At 42.4% G+C, this 22,996-nt stretch carries 19 protein-coding genes; 10 read left to right on the top strand and 9 right to left on the bottom strand.

Translation table 11 applies throughout. The annotated features are described in order from the left end of the window. Window positions 1–11: 11 nt before the first annotated feature. The 3 genes from ureC to ACM5QX_RS14725 all read left to right on the top strand — a co-directional run bounded on the left by ureC (window position 12) and on the right by ACM5QX_RS14725 (window position 4,519). Window positions 12–1,718: an urease subunit alpha gene (ureC, locus tag ACM5QX_RS14735; protein WP_414754198.1), complete on the top strand. Its 1,707-nt coding sequence runs from the start codon at window positions 12–14 to the stop codon at window positions 1,716–1,718. 185 nt (window positions 1,719–1,903) lie between these two features. Continuing rightward, window positions 1,904–3,085, top strand: coding sequence for a response regulator (locus ACM5QX_RS14730; RefSeq protein WP_414754197.1), 1,182 nt, complete (start codon window positions 1,904–1,906; stop codon window positions 3,083–3,085). Between the two features lie 51 nt (window positions 3,086–3,136). After that, complete coding sequence (locus tag ACM5QX_RS14725) at window positions 3,137–4,519, top strand: aldehyde dehydrogenase family protein (RefSeq protein ID WP_414754196.1); 1,383 nt, start codon at window positions 3,137–3,139, stop codon at window positions 4,517–4,519. A 295-nt stretch (window positions 4,520–4,814) separates the two neighbouring features. Here ACM5QX_RS14725 and ACM5QX_RS14720 read toward each other — a convergent pair whose 3' ends face one another. The 3 genes from ACM5QX_RS14720 to ACM5QX_RS14710 all read right to left on the bottom strand — a co-directional run bounded on the left by ACM5QX_RS14720 (window position 4,815) and on the right by ACM5QX_RS14710 (window position 6,575). Beyond that, complete coding sequence (locus ACM5QX_RS14720) at window positions 4,815–5,405, bottom strand: sulfite oxidase-like oxidoreductase (protein WP_414754195.1); 591 nt, start codon at window positions 5,403–5,405, stop codon at window positions 4,815–4,817. 233 nt (window positions 5,406–5,638) lie between these two features. Continuing rightward, the gene (gene rpmF / locus ACM5QX_RS14715) at window positions 5,639–5,812 is read right to left on the bottom strand and encodes a 50S ribosomal protein L32 (protein ID WP_011320324.1); all 174 of its coding nucleotides are present in this window, start codon (window positions 5,810–5,812) and stop codon (window positions 5,639–5,641) included. Window positions 5,813–6,020: 208 nt separating this feature from the next. Next, a complete protein-coding gene (locus tag ACM5QX_RS14710; protein WP_414754194.1) occupies window positions 6,021–6,575 on the bottom strand; it encodes a hypothetical protein in 555 nt (184 codons plus the stop codon). A 197-nt stretch (window positions 6,576–6,772) separates the two neighbouring features. Here ACM5QX_RS14710 and ACM5QX_RS14705 point away from each other — a divergent pair, with 197 nt between their 5' ends. Beyond that, a complete protein-coding gene (locus tag ACM5QX_RS14705; protein ID WP_414754193.1) occupies window positions 6,773–8,722 on the top strand; it encodes a caspase family protein in 1,950 nt (649 codons plus the stop codon). An 83-nt stretch (window positions 8,723–8,805) separates the two neighbouring features. Here ACM5QX_RS14705 and ACM5QX_RS14700 read toward each other — a convergent pair whose 3' ends face one another. Then, a complete protein-coding gene (locus ACM5QX_RS14700) occupies window positions 8,806–9,183 on the bottom strand; it encodes a Mo-dependent nitrogenase C-terminal domain-containing protein (RefSeq protein ID WP_414754192.1) in 378 nt (125 codons plus the stop codon). A 586-nt stretch (window positions 9,184–9,769) separates the two neighbouring features. On the opposite strand from ACM5QX_RS14700, the gene ACM5QX_RS14695 reads away from it, so the two are divergent. Next, window positions 9,770–10,972: an anion transporter gene (locus ACM5QX_RS14695; protein WP_414754191.1), complete on the top strand. Its 1,203-nt coding sequence runs from the start codon at window positions 9,770–9,772 to the stop codon at window positions 10,970–10,972. Between the two features lie 285 nt (window positions 10,973–11,257). Here ACM5QX_RS14695 and ACM5QX_RS14690 read toward each other — a convergent pair whose 3' ends face one another. From ACM5QX_RS14690 to ACM5QX_RS14675, 4 genes are all read right to left on the bottom strand, one after another. Further along, the gene (locus tag ACM5QX_RS14690) at window positions 11,258–13,027 is read right to left on the bottom strand and encodes a ribonuclease J (protein WP_190567329.1); all 1,770 of its coding nucleotides are present in this window, start codon (window positions 13,025–13,027) and stop codon (window positions 11,258–11,260) included. Window positions 13,028–13,344: 317 nt separating this feature from the next. Continuing rightward, complete coding sequence (dapA, locus tag ACM5QX_RS14685; protein ID WP_011320318.1) at window positions 13,345–14,229, bottom strand: 4-hydroxy-tetrahydrodipicolinate synthase; 885 nt, start codon at window positions 14,227–14,229, stop codon at window positions 13,345–13,347. Between the two features lie 264 nt (window positions 14,230–14,493). Beyond that, window positions 14,494–15,537 (bottom strand): aspartate-semialdehyde dehydrogenase, encoded by a 1,044-nt coding sequence (locus tag ACM5QX_RS14680; protein ID WP_414754190.1) that lies wholly within the window; start codon window positions 15,535–15,537, stop codon window positions 14,494–14,496. 705 nt (window positions 15,538–16,242) lie between these two features. Next, window positions 16,243–16,386 (bottom strand): hypothetical protein, encoded by a 144-nt coding sequence (locus ACM5QX_RS14675; RefSeq protein WP_153228386.1) that lies wholly within the window; start codon window positions 16,384–16,386, stop codon window positions 16,243–16,245. A gap of 147 nt (window positions 16,387–16,533) precedes the next feature. On the opposite strand from ACM5QX_RS14675, the gene tig reads away from it, so the two are divergent. From tig to ACM5QX_RS14650, 5 genes are all read left to right on the top strand, one after another. Beyond that, window positions 16,534–17,949 carry a trigger factor gene (tig, locus tag ACM5QX_RS14670; RefSeq protein ID WP_414754189.1) on the top strand — a complete coding sequence of 472 codons (1,416 nt, stop codon included), beginning with the start codon at window positions 16,534–16,536 and terminating at the stop codon, window positions 17,947–17,949. A gap of 359 nt (window positions 17,950–18,308) precedes the next feature. Continuing rightward, window positions 18,309–19,007, top strand: a complete 699-nt coding sequence (clpP, locus tag ACM5QX_RS14665; RefSeq protein ID WP_010997826.1) for an ATP-dependent Clp endopeptidase proteolytic subunit ClpP — start codon at window positions 18,309–18,311, stop codon at window positions 19,005–19,007. Between the two features lie 9 nt (window positions 19,008–19,016). Continuing rightward, complete coding sequence (gene clpX / locus ACM5QX_RS14660) at window positions 19,017–20,357, top strand: ATP-dependent protease ATP-binding subunit ClpX (RefSeq protein WP_011320315.1); 1,341 nt, start codon at window positions 19,017–19,019, stop codon at window positions 20,355–20,357. Window positions 20,358–20,441: 84 nt separating this feature from the next. Next, a complete protein-coding gene (locus ACM5QX_RS14655) occupies window positions 20,442–21,362 on the top strand; it encodes an alpha/beta fold hydrolase (protein WP_414754224.1) in 921 nt (306 codons plus the stop codon). A gap of 104 nt (window positions 21,363–21,466) precedes the next feature. Then, window positions 21,467–21,700, top strand: coding sequence for a hypothetical protein (locus tag ACM5QX_RS14650; RefSeq protein WP_414754188.1), 234 nt, complete (start codon window positions 21,467–21,469; stop codon window positions 21,698–21,700). Between the two features lie 329 nt (window positions 21,701–22,029). Here ACM5QX_RS14650 and ACM5QX_RS14645 read toward each other — a convergent pair whose 3' ends face one another. Continuing rightward, the gene (locus tag ACM5QX_RS14645) at window positions 22,030–22,407 is read right to left on the bottom strand and encodes a hypothetical protein (protein ID WP_190449806.1); all 378 of its coding nucleotides are present in this window, start codon (window positions 22,405–22,407) and stop codon (window positions 22,030–22,032) included. Window positions 22,408–22,996: the final 589 nt, after the last annotated feature.

The raw sequence follows: 22,996 nt of genomic DNA, 5'->3' as shown, positions 1-22,996 counted from the left end.
AGGAGTGTATAATGCCCTACAGAATGTCCCGCCAAGCCTACGCAGAAACCTACGGCCCCACAGTAGGCGATCGCATCCGACTAGCTGATACAGAATTATTTATACAAGTAGAACAAGACTTCACAACCTACGGCGATGAAGTGAAATTCGGTGGCGGTAAAGTCATCAGGGATGGGATGGGACAATCTCCCATTGCTAACGCCGATGGTGCAGTAGATTTAGTAATTACAAATGCTTTGATTCTCGATTGGTGGGGGATTGTCAAAGCAGATATTGGCATTAAAGATGGGAAGATATTTAAAATTGGGAAAGCCGGGAATCCCTATATTCAAGACAATGTAGATATTATTATCGGCCCTGGAACTGAAGCCTTAGCTGGTGAAGGAATGATTCTCACGGCTGGCGGTATCGATACCCATATCCATTTTATTTGTCCCCAACAAATAGAAGTAGCGATCGCCTCCGGTATCACTACCATGATTGGCGGCGGTACAGGCCCAGCCACAGGAACCAACGCCACTACCTGCACCCCCGGCCCTTGGAATATGTACCGGATGTTGCAAGCGGCTGATGCTTTTCCTGTTAATTTAGGTTTTTTAGGTAAAGGTAACACCAGTCAACCCCAAGGGCTGACAGAACAAATTTTCGCTGGTGCAATTGGTTTAAAGCTACATGAAGACTGGGGAACCACCCCCGCCACCATTGACACTTGCTTGAGTGTAGCCGATGAATACGACGTACAAGTAGCCATTCACACCGACACCCTCAACGAAGCCGGATTTGTGGAAGATACCATCGCCGCCTTTAAAAATCGCGCCATTCACACCTACCACACCGAAGGCGCAGGCGGTGGACACGCACCAGATATCATCAAAGTTTGCGGACAAGCCAACGTCCTTCCATCTTCCACCAATCCCACCCGTCCTTACACCGTCAACACCTTAGACGAACATCTAGATATGTTGATGGTATGTCATCACCTCGATCCGGCGATCGCTGAAGATGTGGCTTTTGCCGAATCCCGCATCCGCCGAGAAACCATCGCCGCCGAAGATATTCTCCATGACTTAGGCGCGTTTAGTATGATTGCTTCCGACTCCCAAGCTATGGGTAGAGTCGGTGAAGTAATAATTCGCACTTGGCAGACATCTCACAAAATGAAATTACAACGGGGAAGCCTTGCTGGAGATGGCAAAGCAGACAATTTAAGAGCTAAAAGATATGTTGCTAAATACACAATCAATCCAGCAATTACGCATGGAATCGCTCAGTATGTAGGTTCTGTAGAAGCAGGTAAACTTGCAGATTTATGTTTGTGGCGACCAGCGTTTTTTGGTGTCAAGCCAGAGATAGTCATTAAAGGCGGGATGATTGCTTGGTCACAGATGGGGGATGCTAACGCCAGCATTCCCACGCCGCAACCTGTCCATATGCGCCCCATGTTTGGCAGTTTTGCAGGTGCGAGAAATGCCACATCTTTAACCTTTGTTTCCCAAGCCGCTTTAGAAAGAGACATTCCTCAACAGTTGGGTTTACGAAAATCAGCAGTCGCAGTTTCTGGAACTCGCCAATTAACTAAGCAGGATATGAAACTGAATGATGCTTTACCCCATATAGAAGTAGATCCCGAAACCTATGAAGTTAGAGCAGATGGGGAATTGTTGACTTGCGAACCTGCAACAGTTTTACCAATGGCGCAGAGGTATTTTTTATTTTAAAGCGTTAATGCTTTTAGAGCTTTACTATTAGCTGAAATTTTATATAATTCCCAGCAATTCCATCAAATTTTCAATTGCCAGATTGTTTATAGGGAGCTATCCTACTCTACGGAAGAGTCAAGCCTCATATTTAGCTAAGTACTTGCTAATAACAGCATCCCTATTACTCTATACTTTGGCATCCCATGAGTTTACAAACTGCTCAATCTGGAAAAATTCTAGTTGTTGATGATTCTCCAGATAACGTGTTTTTGATTAAAACCATTCTGGAGGAAGAAGGTTATACAGTTAGTACCGCCGAAAATGGCATCTCAGCATTAGCAGAACTGCAAGCATCCCCTTGTGATTTGGTGCTGTTGGATTTAATGATGCCAGGGATGGATGGTTATGAAGTTACTAGGCGGGTGCGTGGGGAGATGAAGTTGCAGCAATACATCCCCATCTTGCTGATTACCGCCCATGATGCCCCAAATGTGGCGCATGGATTAGATTTGGGTGCTGATGATTTTATCCGCAAACCCGTCACAGTGGACGAATTACTGGCAAGAGTGCGATCGCTTCTTCGCTTGAAGCATAGTATGGATGAACGGGACGAAATAGCTCGTCAGCGCGAAGATTTCGTCTCTCGTCTCACCCACGATTTACGCACTCCCTTAGTAGCGGCTGATCGGATGTTGGCACTATTTCAACAAGGTGCTTTGGGAAATTTATCACCGCAAATGCAGGAAGTAATCACCATCATGGCGCGGAGTAATATTAACCTGCTGTCAATGGTGAATACTTTATTAGAAGTTTATCGCTTTGAAGCTGGTCGCAAAACCTTAGCATTTCAACCAGTAAATCTCAGCCAATTATTAAATGAGGTGATTGCAGAACTGACCCCCTTGGCTCAAGAAAAAAACTTGGCAATTAATAGCGATTTTGGCGACACATCAACACCAAATAAACTAGGCGATGGCATTCCGCCCACCGTAGGCGATCGCTTAGAATTGCATCGCTTATTTACCAACCTTATAGGTAACGCCATCAAATTTACAGCCTCTGGCTCAGTGACTATCCGCCTCAAAGGCATTATATTAAACGCTAAACAAGATTTTTCTGACCCTTCCTTACATTCTCCCAACATCGACTATATACAGGTTGAAATCGCAGATACAGGCGCAGGTATTCCATTAGAAGAACACGCCACATTATTTGAAAGATTTCGTCAAGGTAGTCATAAAATTTCTGGTAGTGGTCTAGGCTTGTATCTTTCTCGGCGCATTGTTGAGGCTCATCACGGTAAAATAGTAGTTAATTCAGAGTTAGGCAAAGGCAGTGTTTTTGTCGTTAGTTTACCTATTCAAATAGTAGGTAAAGCAGACTAGATGAAAATATTTTTAGAGTTTGAGAAAGTAGAAAATTAAAGGCTGGAAAAAATGCTTACTATTGAAACATCGAAGATTAGGAAAATAATTCAACAAGAACGTAATTTTTTTCAGACTGGACAAACTAAAAATATCAACTTCCGGCTGGAACAACTCAAAAAACTGAGAAAATTAGTTACTGATAATGAAACAGCAATAACTAAGGCATTAAAAGCGGATTTAAACAAATCGGAATACGAAGCTTACTTTGCCGAGGTTGGGGTAATTAAAGAAATTGATTATGCAATCAAAAATCTGAAAAATTGGTCTAAGCCAAAAAAAGCAGATGTTCCCCTAGACTTCTTTTCTTATTCAGCACGAATTTATCCAGAACCGCTAGGAGTCGTTTTAATTATCTGTCCTTGGAATTATCCATTCGGATTAATAATTTCACCATTAGTAGGGGCGATCGCCGCCGGAAATTGTGCCATTATAAAACCTTCAGAACTTGCACCTCACACATCTAATTTAGTAGCAGAACTGATTAGTAAATATTTTTCCAGTGAGTATTTGGCAGTAGTAGAAGGTGGCGCAGAAACTAGCCAAGAGTTACTAGCTGAAAAGTTCGATCATATATTTTTTACTGGTGGTACAGGTATAGGCAAAATTGTTATGGAAGCCGCCGCCAAACATCTCACACCAGTTACTTTAGAGTTGGGTGGTAAAAGTCCTTGCATTGTTGATAGTGAGATTCATCTCGAATATACAGCTAAACGCATTACTTGGGGCAAATTCATTAACGCCGGACAAACTTGCATCGCACCCGACTATCTTTTAGTTAATCAGAAAATTAAAAAAGATTTAATTGCTGCCATACAAAAAAGTCTCAAAGAATTTTATGGCGATAAACCAATAGATAGTCCTGATTACGGGAGGATTATTAGCCATAGACATTTTGAGCGTTTAGCTAAATTCCTTAACAATGGTCAAGTTATTGTTGGTGGGGAAACAAACTACGAAGATAAATATATTGCTCCCACATTACTAGATAACATCTCTGTAACAGATCCTGTAATGCAGGAAGAAATCTTTGGGCCGATTTTACCTGTGATTGAATACACAGAGATAAAAGATGCGATCGCCCTCATTAATTCTCAACCAAAACCCCTGGCTTTATACATATTTTCCCAAAATAAAGACCTACAACAACAAATTCTCCAAGAAACCTCATCAGGTGGAGTGTGTATCAACGACACCATTATGCAGGTGGGTGTTTCATCCTTACCCTTTGGTGGTGTAGGCGATAGCGGTATCGGTAGCTATCATGGTAAAGCCAGCTTTGACACATTTTCCCATTACAAGAGTGTCTTAAAAAACGCCTTCTGGCTAGACCTAGATTGGCGTTATGCACCCTACAAAGATAAATTATCTTTACTCAAACGAATGATGAAGTAGGGGATTGGGAGCAAAAAAGTTAAAAGTAAAAAGTTAAAAGGTAAAAGATTTTTCCTTTTGACTTTTACTTTGGACTAGGGATTGGGGATTGGGAAATCAGGAAATAGAAATTAAAATTCCTCACCCACAAAAGAATGAGGAATCTGGTAATACCGTTTCTTAATGAAGATGCACTTTATCCTGTACTGTAGAGACGTTGCATGCAACGTCTCTACATCATTTATTTGACGCAACTTCATATAGAGTTGGTATAAGAGGTAATACTCCCATTACCCATTACCCATTACCAATCCCATCAACTATATCTTTCCTCTTCCCAAGGTTCACCACGACGATGGTAGCCATTGCGTTCCCAAAAACCCAATTCTTCCTTGTCAAGAAACTCCAGCCCATTAATCCACTTGGCGCTTTTCCAGGCGTAGAGGTGGGGTACAACCAGACGCATTGGCCCGCCATGTTCTGAGGGTAGGTCTTCACCAAATAACTTAAAAGCGAAAAAATTCTCTTCCCTGACAAAATCTGCCATTGCGATATTCGTGGTGTAACCGCCATAGCAGTGTTCCATGATATGAGCAGCCTTGGAATCTACCTCAATCAGACTCATAAAATCTGTGACCTTAATCCCCGTCCACTTGACATCAAGCTTAGACCAACGGGTTACACAGTGAAAGTCGGCTGTAAATTCATGATGAGGTAAATTCATGAAATCAGACCAAGTAAACACAGATGGTTTTACCAAACCCCAAACCCGAAACTCCCACCCATCTATACTAACTTTAGGCGCTGCGCCATAAGTCAATACAGGAAAACCCTTAGCTAAATGCTGTCCTGGGGGAACGCGATCGCTATTTTCTTGGTCTGGTTTCTGAAAAAACTTTCCTAGCATATTTATATAACAATCAAAAATAGAGAGATGACTCAGCTTAAAAATATGACAAACTGATTGAAAGCAATACTAAGTTAATATTTACCCTACAAATACTTACAAATATTAATTTTGTTAAACACTAAAAAATTAATAGCTAGAGATAACTTACGCTGTAGATCATTATTTGATCATCAGTCATGGGTGAAAGGTAATGGGTAATAGGTTCTGCCAATTACTCATTACCTATTTTTTTATTCTTCTTCGTCTTCTTCTTCCGCAGTAGGATAGACAAATGTAGAACGTCCAGTCAAAATTGATTTACCCAAAGAGAGAGCTTTTTGCGCTTCCACAGCAGCCTTGTGTCTCCAGGTAGCTCGACGTTTATCTCGTTTTGATTTAGATGTTTTCTTCTTAGGAACCGCCATGATAGCCGATATCGCAATTCTTGACAACCTTTCTATTCTAAGCGATCGCTTGGCGAAGTCAAATGGAAAAGTTTCAGAGATTCGTCATTAGTCAATTGTCAATGGTCATTAGTCAATGGTCAATTGTCATTAGCCATTAGTCATTCTTCTTCGCCTCCCCTTCTCCCCCTGCCCCCTGCTCCCTTGCCTCTTACTACACCCCTAATATTCACTTTGGTGGCTGATTGGCGGGTTCTATTGTTGGTGGTGGGGACGGGGCGGGACTAGGGGTTGCTGAGGGAATAGTGACGGCGGCGGCTGGGTTAGAAGTGCTTTGTGGCTGTTCAAAAAATAAGAGCGATCGCGCGCTTTTGAAATAAGTTGCCCAACGTTGCGGATCAGGGCGGGTGCGCCATTGCTGACGGCTGACATCTAAGGCTAACACTGGTGCGATCGCTCCATTACTTTGTACGGAAATGATCACGGAAATATCTGTTACCAAAATATCTTGATCAAAGCTCCTTTGTGCGGCAGCCCTAGCACTCATTTCTGCCCTGCGTAGTATGGTTTCGTAGGCTTCATCAGGTAATCTGTCGATAGTCAAGTCCACTCTGGCAGTGTAAGCACGGACAATTTGCGGGAAAACCAATTCTGTTACAAGCCATACAGGAACAGGAAATAAAAGCAAAAAGATTAACGGAAATGTCCGGATTTTTTTGTCAATTTGGCTAATAACTTTAAAGGGAATGATTGATGATAGTGGGTGAGTACTACTCCTAGTCATAACCTGATAGCTCCTTAATTGAGGTTCTGTAATTTGAATAACTCAAGAAAATTTCCCGAAAGTGGAAGTAATAAAAAATACGTATCTTTAATGACTCAATGAGAATCTCCTAGACTATTAGACATAGGTTAGCTTTGTTTTTTCAGCAAAGCCAACCGCAATTTTAGGCAAGCACACAACAACCTACAAAGAGCGGGATGGCAAACTACTGGGCGATCGCCATAGGCGTTAATCAATATCAATTATTTCAACCTTTACGCTGCGCCCAAGCCGATGCCGAGGCGCTAAAGGACTTTTTGGTTCATCAAGCAGGTTTTGTCAACCAACGCTGCTTGCTCATGACGGATACATCGCCACCAATTGACGATAGAGATACTTATCCAACTAAAGAAAATATATTGCTGTTGCTAGAAGACTTAGCCGCAGCCTGTTGGCAACCAGAAGACCATTTATGGTTCTTCTTTAGCGGTTATGGGGTTAATTACAACGGCAGAGATTATTTAATGCCCACAGAAGGCGACCCCAAGCTAGTAGAAGAAACTGGCATAGAAGTGCGATCGCTGATGCAAAGTTTGCAGCTAGCTAACCTCAATGTTTTGCTGCTATTTGATATCAATCGTGCTTCTGCAAGCCTTGGGGATACTCCCGTAGGTAAAGAAATCATCGAACTAGCCGAAGAACTACAACTGGCTACCATTCTTTCCTGTCAGCCAGACCAGTTTTCCCAGGAAAGTAGAGAGCTAGGCCACGGCATATTTACAGGCGCATTATTATCAGCCTTGCGTTCTGGTTACGGCAGTAATTTAGGGGAACTAGAAAAATACTTAAGTGTTTTGACTCCCGAATTATCTCAGCATTACTGGCGACCTACACAAAATCCTGTAGCCTTTATCCCCTTTGATGAACAGGCAATTTTACCCCCAGTAGAAACAACCAACAACCCTGAAACTGAACTGAGCGCCGCCGTACCTAGTACCCTAGAACCTTCTGAAGCCGAACCTCTTATTTTTTCAGAAGAAAGTTTTGCTGTAGCCTTAACAGCACCATCTTTGGGAGAATCCCCTAGAACAACCTCCAAGCCCCCAAAATTTGGGAAATGGGAAGATTCTCCCAGGCTGGAAACTAACGGTAATGGCAAATCACCCACCATCACCTTAGATAGACAGCCATTTCCCATAAATACTGACTTTCCCCAACCATACCAACCACCAATACCCGACGAGGAAGAAACAGGCGGGAGGTTCATCCCCAATGCTCCCCAACCCTATATCTCTCGGCTACCAAGCAATAAGCCAGAGCCTCCATTATGGAGACAGTTTTTGCTGTGGGGAGGCGGAACTATGGTGGTTGTAGCCTTAATTTCTATTATTCTCCTGCGTAATCAAGCCAGAGTTTTAAGAGCGAGACAGCAACTACCTACCGCTACCAGTGATTCACAAATCATCAAAACTCCCTCAACTCCTCGTCCAGTTGCCAAGTTAGCTCCACTCAATCGACCAAAGAATCAATCAACTGCCCAAATTGCGCCTATTTCTGAATCAAAAAAACGTAATCAAGCTGTATTAGACCTAGCCAAAATGTCTTTGAGACAGACTCAAGCTAGCGATCTCAGTTTGGCGATCGCCACTGCAAAGAAAATCAAACCAGGCGAACCACTCTACGAACAAGCCCAGGAAAATATTAAGATTTGGAGTCGGATGATTCTCGATTTAGCAGAAGGTCGCGCCAAACAAAGACAATATGCCAATGCGATCGCAGCTGCTAAATTAATTCCCAAAGACGAAACACTCTATCCCCAAGCTCAAACCACAATTGCCCAGTGGCGCTCAGAAGCCAAACAGTTTCTAGCTAATCAAACTCTGATAGATGCCGCCAACGCTTTAATTAAACAAGGGCAAGCTTCCACTTATAACCGTGCCATCGAAGTAGCTAAAAGAGTACCCCAAGGGCAACCAGGCTTTGATTTGGCACAAATATCTATTAATCAATGGAGTCAAAAAATTCTTGACCTCGCTAAAAATCGCGCCGATCAAGAAAATTTTAGTGCTGCAATTGCAACCGCTACCTTAGTCCCCGAAGGAACAACTGTCTACGAAGATGCTCAAGAAGCCATCCAGAAATGGGAAGCCCGGAAAAAGACTCCATAATCCATAGTTCAAAACCGTCATTTTTAGCTTCTAATTATCGACTATTGACTATTGACCATTGACTATTGACTATTGACTATTGACTAACAATACTGCGATACATCCTCGCCGCATTCATCAGCTAAATAGCACAGCGCCCGAAAACGCAAGCTAACGACTTCTTCATATAGAGGGTTGAGTTTGCACAATGGCGGAATGTGCAGCAGAGTTTTGCCAAATAAATTGATGTCGCGTTCAAACGGACATTGAGCAGGAATTAGTTGACATAGGCGGTGAGCTAATAAGCGATCGCTCACTTCAATGCTGTCTAAGTAGCGTCTTAAGGGTCTGAGAATGTCCCAACCTGACCGAGACGGAGAAGTCTGCAACTGGGCTAAAGGAGTATTGTTAACTTCTGTGTGACTTATCCAAACCCAGCTTGCAACTAAAAGCTTTTTTGTGGTATTATCAAATACCTTCATGTTTAATGCCTCTTTTTATATGAGGGTATTCACCTTTCCGATGAACTTATACAGTGTGATAACTAGCTTGTCGGGAAAAAACGCTCATAAAAAGCGATATAACGTTAATTCAGGAAGAGTACTGAAGCCAGAACACAACTTATTACTACGTCAAGTTAATCGCAATTTTCTCGGAAGTGGTAGTGTGATCATCCGATCTTATTCATAACTTGACACAGTTTAAATTTTAGTGAAGACATCTGTACTAGGGTGGAATTTGCGGTAATCTTCACAAAGGTTAACACAAGTATTTTTGCTAGTAAAAGAATATTTATACGGAAATAGTTTTATTGTTGGCTAAGTACTGTACGCGATGTGCGACTTATTCTTAAAACCCCTCTCCATAGCTGGCTTATCTTACAATGGCGTAAGCCTACCCGCAGGGTACCTCTCTCCTGAAACTGTAGAGACGTTGCATGCAACGTCTCTACTTTGAATCTTACTCCCCTTCCCTGGTAGGGAAGGGGTTGGGGGTTAGGTCTGAGAGAAAATTGCACACGGCGTTACTGTAGAAACTATTAGCACTTACAGTCATGCAGTAAAAACAGTGATTCTCATCCAATTTGCCATTTATGGCGTAATAGGGCTGACATACCTGGGTTTAGCCTTGGGCTACATTCCAGGCTTACGGATGAACCGCGCCACCATTGCCTTAGTTGGCTCTACCTTTTTAATTGCCTTTGGTGTACTGAATTTACAGGAAGCTTGGCAGGCAATTGACCCAAATACCATCGTATTTCTGTTAAGTATGATGGTAGTCAACGCCAACTTATCCTATGCAGGGTTTTTCCGGCGTGCTTTAGCTGTGTTGTTGAGTTTTACCCGTAGTCCTTTAGGTTTGTTGATTGCTTTAACCTTTGGTAGCGGTATTCTCTCCGCCTTTTTCCTGAACGATACTTTGGCGCTAGTCTTCACGCCTTTGACTTTGAGTCTGGCTCAAGCCTTGAGTTTAAATCCAATTCCCTATTTACTAGCGATCGCCGGAGCAACTAATATAGGCTCTGTGGCTACCCTAAGCGGTAATCCCCAAAATATCTTGATAGGATCTTTTTCTGGGATTCCCTACCTAGAATTTTTGCGTATCTTAGCTCCCGTTGCTTTTATCGGCTTAATAATTCAGGTAGGATTACTGTGGCTACTTTACCCAGATGTCCGTTCAGCTAAACCTTGCCAAGTTGTACCCATCAACAACCAAAGAATATTTAAACCTTTATTTAATAAAACATTAGTTATTACTACAGGTTTACTTATTGCTTTTACTATCGGCTTACCTTTAGCACAGTCAGCCCTAGTTGCAGCTAGTTTACTTTTAATTACTAGAAGAATTAAACCACAACGAGTTTTAAAAAAGGTAGATTGGAATCTTTTGGTGATGTTTTCGGGACTGTTTATTTTGACGAAAGCTACCCAAAAATTGAATCTATTACAGCCATTTACCCATGTCATCAACTCTGCTGCAAGTTTATTGGGTGTGACAGTTGTTTTATCTAACTTGATTTCTAATGTTCCGGCTGTACTGTTATTGCAACCGTTAATCTCCCCAGATGATACCAAATCTTGGCTATTACTAGCAGCAGGTTCAACTCTAGCAGGTAATTTAACTTTATTTGGTGCAGTTGCCAATCTCATTACTGTAGAAGCTGCTGCCGATTTAGGTTACAAGCTTACATTTTTAGAGCATTTACGTTTTGGCGTACCACTAACAATATGCACTTTAATAATTACCTATTTGTGGGTTAACTTAGGTTGAAAGTGTTTGCTGAACAGTAAAAGTTAATGCTGGAAATAAGGTAGAAATAATCTGTTGATTTTCCATAAATACAGTTTGCGGATAACTACCTTTCTCTAGTAAACAGACAGTAACTATATTTTTTAGAGGGTCAACAATCCAATATTCTCTAAGACAGGTTTTTTGGATATAGTCTCGCTCTACAGAGAACTTGTATACGCCTAATATCCCACAGCAAAACGCAAAGACACCTTACGAGCCTTTGCGTCTTTGCACCTTTGCGTGAGCTTTACCCCTGAATACTCTCTAAGAAGCTACTTGAGCAGCTGTGCGAGTCCGCCGCCTTCTACCATCAGCAACCTTCACAGGTGGCTCATCAGGAATTTGCATCAATAAAGTCACCGATGGCTGACATTGCAACTCACGACGAATAGAACGTTGCAACTCGCGCTCTAAAGTTCCCTGCAAACCACCCCAATCAATCTCAGGCTGTTCACCTTCAGAAGTCGCAAACTCTGACCAACGCACACCCAAAATTTCTTCAATACGCTGTTGTACCCATTTTTGTAAGAGCGATCGCTCTACACTAGTAACAACACCACGCAGGTGAATTTCTGGTTTAGCCAACAATTTACCTTGCCAATCAATAGCAGCTGCAATAGTTACCAGTCCTTCCTCTGCCATGCGTTGACGTTCTTGCAGTACTTTGGCACTGACCATTCCAGAGCTTGTAGTGTCCACCAACTCGATACCAGATTGAACTTTCCCGGCGACACGAATTGAGTCTTCCGTCAGTTCGATGATATCCCCATTTTGAATAATTACCATATTCTCGGCGGGAATGCCTGACTTCTGGGCAGTTTGGGAATGTTTCACCAACATCCGATGTTCACCGTGGACTGGGACAAAGAATTTTGGTCGAGTTAAGGCAATCATCAGCTTTTGGTCTTCCTGACAGCCGTGACCCGAAACGTGAATCCCTTGGTCTCTTCCATAGACCACTTTTGCCCCTTGCTGCATCAATTTGTCAATGGTATTGACTACAGCAATTGTATTCCCTGGAATTGGGTTAGCTGAGAAGACAACAGTATCACCTTGGCGGATTTTAATATGGGGGTGTTCTTTGTTGGCAATCCTGGTCATGGCTGCCATTGTTTCACCTTGGGAACCAGTGGTGAGAACCAGAACATTATCATCTGGCAGATTGCGTACCATGTGCAAGGGCTGCAACAGGTTATCTTCACACTTGATGTAACCCAAATTACGGGCGTGGGCAATTAAGTTCAGCATGGAACGCCCAACAACTGTGACAACGCGGTTATGCTTTTTCGCCAGTTGCAAAATCATGTTGATGCGATGGACGCTGGAAGCAAAGGTGGTGACGAATAGCCGTCCTTCCGCTTGACTAAAAACTCTATCTAGATTGGGAAAAACTGATGCTTCTGAAGGGGTGAAGCCTGGGACTTCCGAGTTAGTGGAATCACTCAACAGACAAAGTACACCTTTTTCGCCGTGTTCTGCAAGGCGTTGCAGGTCGAATTTTTCGCCATCAACTGGGGTGTGGTCAAATTTGAAGTCTCCGGTGTGAATGACGACACCTAAAGGAGTGTGAATGGCAACGGTGAAGCTATCAGCAATGGAGTGGGTGTTGCGGATGTACTCGACAAAAAATGATTTACCAATGCGTACAACATCACGGGGTAAAACTTTTCTTAATTCTGTGCGATCGCGTACTCCAGCTTCTTCTAATTTACCTTCTAGCATTGCCATTGCTAGTCTAGGGCCGTAAATTACTGGAATGTCAAATTGTTTGAGGTGAAAAGCAATCCCACCGATATGATCTTCATGGCCGTGGGTAACAACCATACCTTTGATTTTGTGGCGATTTTCACGCAGATAAGTCATATCTGGCAGAACGATATTTACTCCGTGCATCGCCTCTGTGGGGAAAGCCAAACCTGCATCTAAAAGAATGATTTCATCATCATATTCAAAAACACAGGTGTTTTTACCAATTTCATGTAAACCGCCTAAGGGAATAATTTTTAGGCCAGCATTAGTTTCGTTTTTAGCCATTTTCTCCTGAGATTGTTGTTTGTTGTTTTAGACTTTAAGTAAATTTGCAAATTCAGCTTCTTTTAGGAATGACAAACATGAGCCTACTTTTCACAAGCAGCCAAATTTTGATTAAATGTGCAGTTTCTGATTCAATAAAAAGGAATTTTAAGTTGAAAAATTCATTGTATATTTATTAGGTTTTAGCACAAATTTTCAGAGTATTAGAAGCTGGGCGGTAATAAAACTTTAATCATCAGATTTTTCTAATAAACCCCATTAGTTATAGATATACAGTTTTGACAAATAGAATTTAACTAGTCCTGAGATATGAGTGATTAGATTAAATTGAGATGTTTCATTACTGCTTCTAGTTTTTGACTGACTTCTGCATCCGCATCACTTAGGGGCGGACGGGTTGAACCAACCTCCCAACCTTGAAGTTTTAGTGCTTGTTTAATGGGAATCGGATTTGTAGTGATAAATAAAGCTTTAAACAACGGCAAGAGTCGAAGATGAATATCACTGGCGACTGTCACTTGCCCGGAATTAAAAGCTTGAATCATCTGTTGTAGTTGGTTCCCTACCAGATGGGAAGCTACACTAACTACGCCCTTTGCCCCTATCGCTAACAAGGGCAAGGTTAACGAATCATCTCCAGCGTAAATCTGGAATTCTTTTGGTGTCGAGCGACGGATTTCACCCGCTTGGTCGAGATTGCCACTAGCTTCTTTAACACCAATAATATTGTCGATTTCGGCTAACCGCACAACTGTCTCTGGACTGAGATTTTGACCAGTACGACCAGGAACGTTGTATAACAATAGCGGTAAGTCTGGGCAGGCTTGCGCTATCGCCTGAAAGTGCTGATACAGTCCGGCTTGTGGCGGTTTGTTGTAGTAAGGTACAACTTGTAAAGTACCATGTACTCCTATTTTAGCTGCTTTTTGCGTAGCTGCGATCGCTTCTTTGGTGGAATTGGAACCACATCCAGCTATTACCTTGGCTTTGCCTGCTACTGTCTGTAAAACTTCTACAAATAAATTGTATTCTTCATCCCAACTCAAGGTGGGTGATTCTCCAGTTGTACCACACACAACCAATGTGTCTGTACCATTGTCAACTAAATGCGCTGCTAGTTCTGCCGCTACAGCATAGTTAACACTCCCGTCCGCTTTGAACGGTGTAATCATAGCGGTTAAAACTGTGCCAAAATCTCCCACCCTTTTGTTACTCCTTTATGTTTGTCAGTGGTCAGTTGTTAGTTGTTAGTTGCCAGTTAACTGCTAATAGTCTTCGGTCAAAGGTGGTCAGTTGCTTCTTGCTAGCTACTGACTGGAAAGAGTGCTGTAAAGCCCTGTGGGCATAGCTGCGTTTGAGCGGTTTTGGGGCGTGTAGCCTGTGCTGAGTTCCTAGTCCCTAATCCCCCATCCCTGATGCAGTTCATGATGGCTACTGACCACTGACCAATGACCAATGACCACTGACTACCTAGCAACATAAGCTTTTGTAGGTTGGAGTAAATTCTTTTCTACCAACAACTCGGCTATTTGTACCGCGTTCAATGCTGCGCCTTTACGAATTTGGTCGCCACAAAGCCAGAGTTCTAAACCACAAGGGTGAGAAATATCTTGGCGGATTCTCCCTACTAAAACTTCATCACGACCACTAGCTTCAATGGGCATGGGGAAGTAATTTTTTCCCCAATCTTCCAATAATTTTACTCCAGGTGCGTGACTTAAAATTTCTCTTGCTTCGTCTGGAGAAAATGGTTCTGCGAACTCTAGATTAATTGCTTCTGAGTGGGCACGTAGTACGGGAACCCGTACACAAGTAGCTGTAATTCTAATTTCTTGTGTACCAAAGATTTTGCGGGTTTCGTTGACCATTTTCAACTCTTCCTCACAATACCCCGAATCTGTCAAGGGAGAGTTATGGGGAAATAAATTAAACGCTAAGGGGTAAGGTAATACTTCGGCGACTGGTTCCTCACCTCTCAAGATGGCGCTGCTTTGGGTTTTCACTTCTGCCATTGCTTTAGCACCTGCACCACTAGCAGACTGGTAAGTTGCTGCCACAATACGTTGCACTGGTCTAACTTGATGTAGTGGCCATACAGCCAAGGTCATCAAAATAGTGGTGCAGTTGGGGTTGGCAATGATGCCTTTGTGGTCGGCGGCGGCTTGGGGGTTCACCTCTGGCACAATCAGGGGAACATCTGGGTTCATGCGGAAGGCACTGGAGTTATCAATAACTACGGCACCTTTTTCCACTGCTACAGATGCCCAAGCTTTGGATGTGGAACCACCAGCGCTGGCTAAAACTATATCAACATTTTCCAAGGCGCGATCGCTCACTGCCTCGACTATTATATTTTCACCTTTAAAAGGGAGCGATCGGCCTACGCTCCTTTCTGATGCCAATAATTTTAGTTCCGCCACCGGAAAATTACGGCTTTCCAACAACTCCAGCAACTCTGTGCCGACAGCACCAGTTGCTCCCAAAATAGCTACACGATACGTTTTAGACAAACTAAAATCCTCCTTCCTCAGAGGTTACGGTTAAGTTTTTGGTGGTTTCTTACAGATTTATAATTTATCCAGTCTTTGAAAATAAGAATAATCAAATATTGAGTGCAAACTTTCCTGATTTTTAGCGATATTTCTTAAATTAGGTAATCTGATTTTAAAGTTTACATAACTTTAATAAATGCAGGTTCTCACAGCAATTTTTGCTTAAATTCACTGCTTAATTAAAAAATTAACCCCATTATACAATAAATCTCTATTGCAGAGAAAAATATAGAGAAGAGTTATGTTTTCAAGATGATATACAAAATTCACTCTGGGAGACAATCACACCTGTCTGTGATGTGGGTTAGCTTGATGAGTAATGTACTATGATTCAATGTCAACGAAGTCAGTCCAACCAAACAACTTTGAATTGTAAACTGGTTTTTTGCTACACACCCTGTCTTTTGTAGACAGAAAAAATCCAAAAGTACCAATGTAAAGTTCTCCAGCTCTTTGTCCTTGTGGCTAGAGTTCATCTAAAATAGTCCATCTAACAACCCAAGACTAGTTTACTGTGAAGGCGTTAACGCTTGGACAATAAACAAACTTGGCGTTTTATTATAGGATACAGGCTATTGGTTTGTTGTTTGTGAAAACCAGGATATCACGATAATAGTCCTATAGAACTGATGCGGTAGGTTAACTATGACTCTTTCGGTAAAGTTATAGCACTAAAGCGTCAAGTTTTTTGCCATTAGCAGTAAACTGGATATCTACTGTAGGCCTAGAAATCTGCCTTGTAGACACTTCCCACTTATCACCAAGAAACATCAAATCACAGAAGCGATGCAAAGTTACAAGTGCCAAGCAAGTTCTCCTGGAAAAGTTCCCAGTAAAGATGACTGAATAAGAAATCTTGCTCAGAATTCAGAACCCAAAACCCAGCACTCACTTTAGTTAATCGCATCTTGTATGTACTTGGAGTCACAAACCCCCAAAATTTAGAGACGAAGCATGAAAGTTACCCAGGAAAAACTTCCCGCCAGCCAAATTGGTCTGGAAATAGAGATTACACCAGAAATTACGCAAAAAACTTACGAACAGGTAATTAAAAATTTATCCAGAACCGTTAACATTCCTGGGTTTCGTAAAGGCAAAGTACCAAGACAAGTATTATTACAGCGTCTAGGTAAAACTCACATCAAAGCCGCAGCCCTGGAAGAATTGCTGCAAGATGGGATAGAGCAAGCAATCAAACAAGAATCCATTGCCGCAATTGGTCAACCACGCCTGCGCTCATCTTTCGATGATTTAATTAATAGTTACGAACCAGGACAGCCCCTGACTTTTACTGCGGCGGTGGATGTAGAGCCAGAAATTAACCTAGTACAGTACACAGGTTTAGAAGCCAAAGCCGAAGAAATCAAGTATGATCCAGCGCGGGTTGATGAAGTTTTAGAAAAAGAACGTCAAGAATTGGCGACATTAATTCCCGTAGAAGGAAGAGCCGCCCAAATTGGTGACGTGGCTGTAGTGGACTTTAAAGGTGTAATCGCCAAAGCTGGAGGTGATGACGAAAATGCCGAACCAGAACCCATTCCTGGCGGTGACGCTAGCGATTTCCAGGTAGAATTACAGGAAGATAAATTTATTCCTGGTTTCGTAACTGGCATCGTGGGCATGAATCCAGGGGACACCAAAGAAGTGTCAGCTCAATTCCCAGATCCTTACGTTAACCAAGAATTGGCAGGGAAACCGGCAATCTTTACGGTGACTCTCAAAGAAATTAAAGAAAAAGAACTACCGGAATTAAATGACGACTTTGCTCAAGAAGTCAGCGATTTCGATACCCTAGAAGCATTGCGCGCATCTTTGGCAGAGCGTTATCAGAAAGAAGCGGAAGACAAAACCAAGAATAATCAGCAAGAGGCTTTGTTAGGCGAACTAGTTAAGCACATAGAAGTAGATTTGCCAGAAACCTTGATTGAGAAAGAAGTAGATGCGATGCTGACGCAAACAGCTATGCGCCTATCGCAACAGGGACTGGATGTGAAGAAATTATTCACCCAGGATATTATCCCGCAGTTACGGGAGCGATCGCGCCCTGAGGCTGTAGAACGCCTTAAACGGTCTTTGGGTTTGCAAGAAGTTGCTAAACGCGAATCAATTGCAGTCACCCCAGAAGAAATTCAAGCCAGGGTGACAGAATTGGTGCAACAATACCCAGACGAGGATATTGACGTAGAAAGATTGCATACAATCGTAGAAAACGAGCTATTATCCGAAAAAATCATCGATTGGCTGTTAGCAAATTCTACCGTTGAACTTGTACCAGAAGGCTCATTAGCTAGCCAAGAGTCTGAGATAACTGCACCTGAGACTGAGGCAGAAACCATAGAGGTTACAGCAGAATCGACTACAGGGGAATAAAAAGGCAATTTTGTAGGGTGTGTTATGTATTTTTGCTCCTTCAGGCTCAAACCACAACACACCCTACCAGGTGTTAACAGCCATTGTCTCCAGAACACCCCCTCACCAAATTGAAATTTTTAAGTTATAAATGCTGAGTCATGAGTATGAAAAATTATTACTCAAGACTCACCGTAAATGTGGAAAAAATAGTCAATGGAATGGTTTGCACTCTCCCTCACCTAATTGGGGGTAACACGAGAAGAATATAGATGAGGCATAATGGTTAACACATAGGTGAATCAAAATCTCATTTATTAACCCAAAGGCAGCTATATGTTGCCAAAATCTCTGTCCCAACTATCTCCAATTGTCCTCGTATGCTTGTATCGCAGTCGGCAAATCACTCCATCAACAGTTTAAGTCGATTTGGAATGTCTTCACACCTCAACGGCATAGGCAACATCGTGCCAATGGTCGTAGAACAATCTGGTATGGGAGAAAGAGCCTTCGACATCTACTCCCGCCTGCTGCGAGAGCGGATTATCTTCTTAGGAACTCCCATTGACGATGCTGTAGCCAACACAATTGTTGCCCAGTTGTTGTTTTTGGACGCGGAAGACTCAGAAAAAGATATCCAACTCTACATCAACTCCCCTGGTGGATCTGTCTACGCAGGCATGGCAATCTATGATACAATTCAGCAAATCCGTCCCGATGTTGTTACTATATGTTTTGGGTTAGCAGCAAGCATGGGGGCATTTTTGTTAACCGCAGGAACTAAAGGTAAACGTATGTCCCTACCTGATTCCCGCATTATGATTCACCAACCCCTGGGTGGCGCTCAAGGTCAAGCCATTGATATAGAAATTCAAGCACGGGAAATTCTTTACATTAAGGCTCAGTTGAACCAGTTATTGGCTAATCATACTGGTCAACCCCTAGAAAGAATTGAAGCAGATACCGATCGCGACTTCTTTATGTCAGCAGAAGAAGCAAAAAATTACGGTTTGATCGATCAAGTCATCTCCAGACAAAATCTTCCCACAGCAGGGGAAAACGTCACCATCGTGAAATAAGAGGCTGGTATGTCTAAGTACGACTCCCATTTAAAATGTTCTTTCTGTGGCAAGTCTCAAGAGCAGGTGCGGAAATTGATCGCAGGGCCGGGAGTCTACATCTGCGATGAATGTGTAGACTTGTGTAATGAAATACTAGATGAGGAGTTGCTAGATACTAGCGGTGCGGCGGCGCAACCAGCACCAAAATCAGAACCCCCTCAGAAACGCCGCGCCCGTTCTTCTAATCTCTCCCTGAGCCAAATACCCAAGCCTAGAGAGATTAAAAAGTACCTAGACGAACACGTTATCGGTCAAGATGAAGCCAAGAAAGTTTTATCTGTAGCTGTTTACAACCACTACAAACGCTTGGCCATATTGCAGTCTAAGGGTAGTAGCAAAAATGGCGCTGATGATGCCGTAGAACTGCAAAAGTCAAACATTCTCTTAATCGGCCCTACTGGTTGCGGCAAAACTCTCCTAGCCCAAACCCTAGCCAAAATTCTCGATGTCCCCTTTGCTGTGGCTGATGCGACAACGCTCACAGAAGCAGGGTATGTAGGGGAAGATGTAGAAAATATCTTACTGCGATTATTACAAGTAGCTGATTTGGATGTAGAAGAAGCCCAGCGTGGCATCATCTACATTGATGAAATTGATAAAATTGCCCGCAAGAGTGAAAACCCCTCCATCACCAGGGACGTTTCCGGCGAAGGTGTACAACAAGCTTTGTTAAAAATGCTAGAAGGTACAATCGCCAATGTTCCCCCCCAAGGAGGACGGAAACATCCTTACCAAGACTGCATCCAAATTGATACCAGCAATATCTTATTTATCTGTGGTGGAGCCTTCGTTGGTTTAGAGAAGGTTGTAGACCAGAGAGGAGGCAAAAAGTCAATAGGCTTTGTGCAGCCTGGGGAAGGGCAATCTAAAGAAAAACGGGCAGCAGATGTTCTACGCCACCTGGAACCAGATGACCTGGTGAAATTTGGCATGATTCCCGAATTTATCGGCCGGGTACCAATGGTAGCGGTGGTAGATCCTTTAGATGAAGAAGCCTTGATGGCGATTCTCACTCAACCACGCAGCGCCCTAGTCAAGCAGTACCAAAAACTGCTGAAGATGGACAACGTCCAATTAGACTTTAAACCAGATGCACTCAAGGCGATCGCGCAAGAAGCCTACCGCCGGAAAACTGGCGCGAGAGCATTACGGGGTATTGTGGAAGAACTAATGCTAGATGTGATGTACGAGTTACCATCCCGTAAAGATGTGACACGATGCACAGTCACCAGGGAAATGGTAGAGAAGCGCTCAACCGCAGAATTGCTAGTACACCCCTCTTCATTACCTAAACCAGAATCAGCTTAGTAGTCATGAGTCAATGGTCAATAGTTAATAGACTGTTGACTATTGACTATTGACTTTGGACTATTGACTATTGACTTTGAGCAAATGCCTTATATCAATGTTCGTGGCGTTGAGCATTATTACGAGTGGGTGAAACAACCATCGGTAGATTTAGTTAAGCCTGTGATGGTTTTCATTCATGGTTGGGCTGGTTCGGCTAGATACTGGATCAGCACTGCTAACGCTTTATCAGATCAATTTGATTGTCTACTATACGATTTGCGGGGTTTTGGGCGCTCCCAGGGTAAACCAACCGTTACTCAGGCTAGTGAGTCTGTAACGGGGGCTAATTCTACTCAGGAAAAATCTCAAGCCATTCAAGAGTTAACTTATGAGATAGAAGCATACGCTGAGGATTTAGTGGTTCTCCTTGATGAATTAAAGCTTCAGCGTGTTTATGTGAACGCTCACTCAATGGGTGCTTCTGTCGCCACAATGTTTTTTAACCGCTATCCCCAACGAGTAGAACGGGGGATATTAACCTGTAGCGGTATTTTTGAATATGACGAAAAAGCTTTCGCCGCTTTTCATAAATTTGGTGGTTATGTAGTTAAGTTCCGTCCCAAGTGGTTAGGAAAAATACCATTTGTTGACAGAATGTTTATGGCGAGATTTTTACATCGTCCTATACCTAAAAGTGAGCGCAAGGCCTTCTTAGAGGATTTTCTAGTAGCCGATTATGACACGGCATTAGGGACAATTTTTACTTCTGTCAGTAAAGCTCAAGCTGAAGTCATGCCTCAGGAGTTTGCTAAGTTACAAGTACCAACTCTATTAGTAGCTGGGGAATATGATCAAATTATCCCGGCGAAGATGGGACGACAAGCAGCTTCCTTAAATGACAAAGTGGAGTTTGTCTTGATTCCCAATACAGCACATTTCCCTATGCTGGAAGATGCGCCTACCTATCTGCGGCGGGTACGGGAGTTTTTACAAGTGGCCACACCAGAATTACAAACTAGTTAAGTGCTGCAAAAGATTACCATAGTTGAATATTACCCTTAAATTTACCTACTTTTGAGATTTTGCTTTTACACTGAAGATGTAATTTCAACCATTAGGCTATCCTCATGCAGTCTCAACAAGGCTACACCACTGTGAACCGCCCTGGCGATAATGGCTCATTTGTTGCACACATCTCAACAATGTCTGGTTATCACTCTTGGGGAAAAGCACCGGATCAAGCTCGTGGTGAACTTATTGACGTTTTTGAGATGATTCAACAAGAGTACGAGGAAAATGAACGTTCTCTACAAGACAGTGTTGAATTAACATCAGAAGAAGAGCGTCACCAACTTAGGTGATGAAGTTGGTATTTATCTCACTCCTCAGGGTTTGTAGAGTAGCTTTCTTTAGAATATCGTCTACTCCACAACTGCCGATATCTCAAATGTAGAATTGGCGTTTTGTACATCGGGGAATCAACAAACGCTTCGAGACGCTACGCATAGCTTGCTTCTTTGCAGGAGTATGTGCGCTTCCACTAAGGCGTAGTCTATCGCATCTGCCTACATCAGCAATCATCTAATAGTTGTAATTAGTCAATAGTCCATAGTCAATAGTCCATAGTCTGAGATTTTTGTTGAATCACCAATGACTAATGACCACTGACTAATGACTATTGACTAAATAGTTAACCAAACCAGTGAGATGGCTCACAGCCTACTTGTACTGATTCACAAAGGTGGTGACTGATCCAGTCTGATTTTTCTTGGAATATAGAATAAATGCCTTGGTGAATCAAGCGTTGTAGGTGTTGTTGCTGCTCCAAAGGACTACGAGGTAATTTGTTGTTCCACCAGCTTTCTTGCTCACAGCTTGGTATGAGTAACTGTTCGTCAGATATGGCGCTATAGAGGCAGGGGATACGATTGAGAACAAAAGCGATTAGCTCTTGGCGCAAATCAGGAATTGCAAATGCTTGTTGATAAGGGTGATATGGATAGGTATCTAAAACGTTTTCAATCTCTCCCAAGACTGATTGTTGTGTTAAATTGACTACTGTTTTAATCATTTTTAACTCCTTTTTTATTTATTTGGTGGTTCGATTTGTATAAAGCAGAAAGATCCTAAATAACACTCTTTTTCGGGTAACTATTTAGAAACTATCTTTATATATACACACCGACCATAAACGAACTTTTTATTTTGGTGAGTTTCCAGAAATTTGGTTTTACACCTTTCTTTGAAATAGAGTCTGATGGACAGTATAGCTGTTAAAAAACAGGACTCAAGAGACTACTAAGCCTAATTTTTTCTATTTATATTTTAATTTTTTCAAATTTATGAGTTTTTAACGAAAATCTACACAAAACGCATTAAATAAGATTAGGGATCAACGTAAAATATACGTATGGTTGGCATTGCCCACCGTATCATATTTGTGGTGGGCAATGCCAACCCTACAGATACTTAGATATTTATGCACAAGTGCAGCCAGCACCAAGAATCATCAAATCGGATGCCTATAGATTATTGGGTGTGCCTTATACACGGCTTTTTTCATCATCTATGTATTTCGTGAAACATCATTTTTAACCAGTAATTTACTAATTCATAAAAATGAGGTTTACTACATTGCGAAACCAGTCTAACGATAG

Origin of the sequence: Anabaena sp. CCY 9910, assembly GCF_963920875.1 — a bacterium.
Classification (GTDB): Bacteria; Cyanobacteriota; Cyanobacteriia; order Cyanobacteriales; family Nostocaceae; genus Trichormus; species Trichormus variabilis.
Note: the sequence above shows the minus strand (reverse complement) of the source record. Positions and strands in the feature narration are given on the sequence as shown.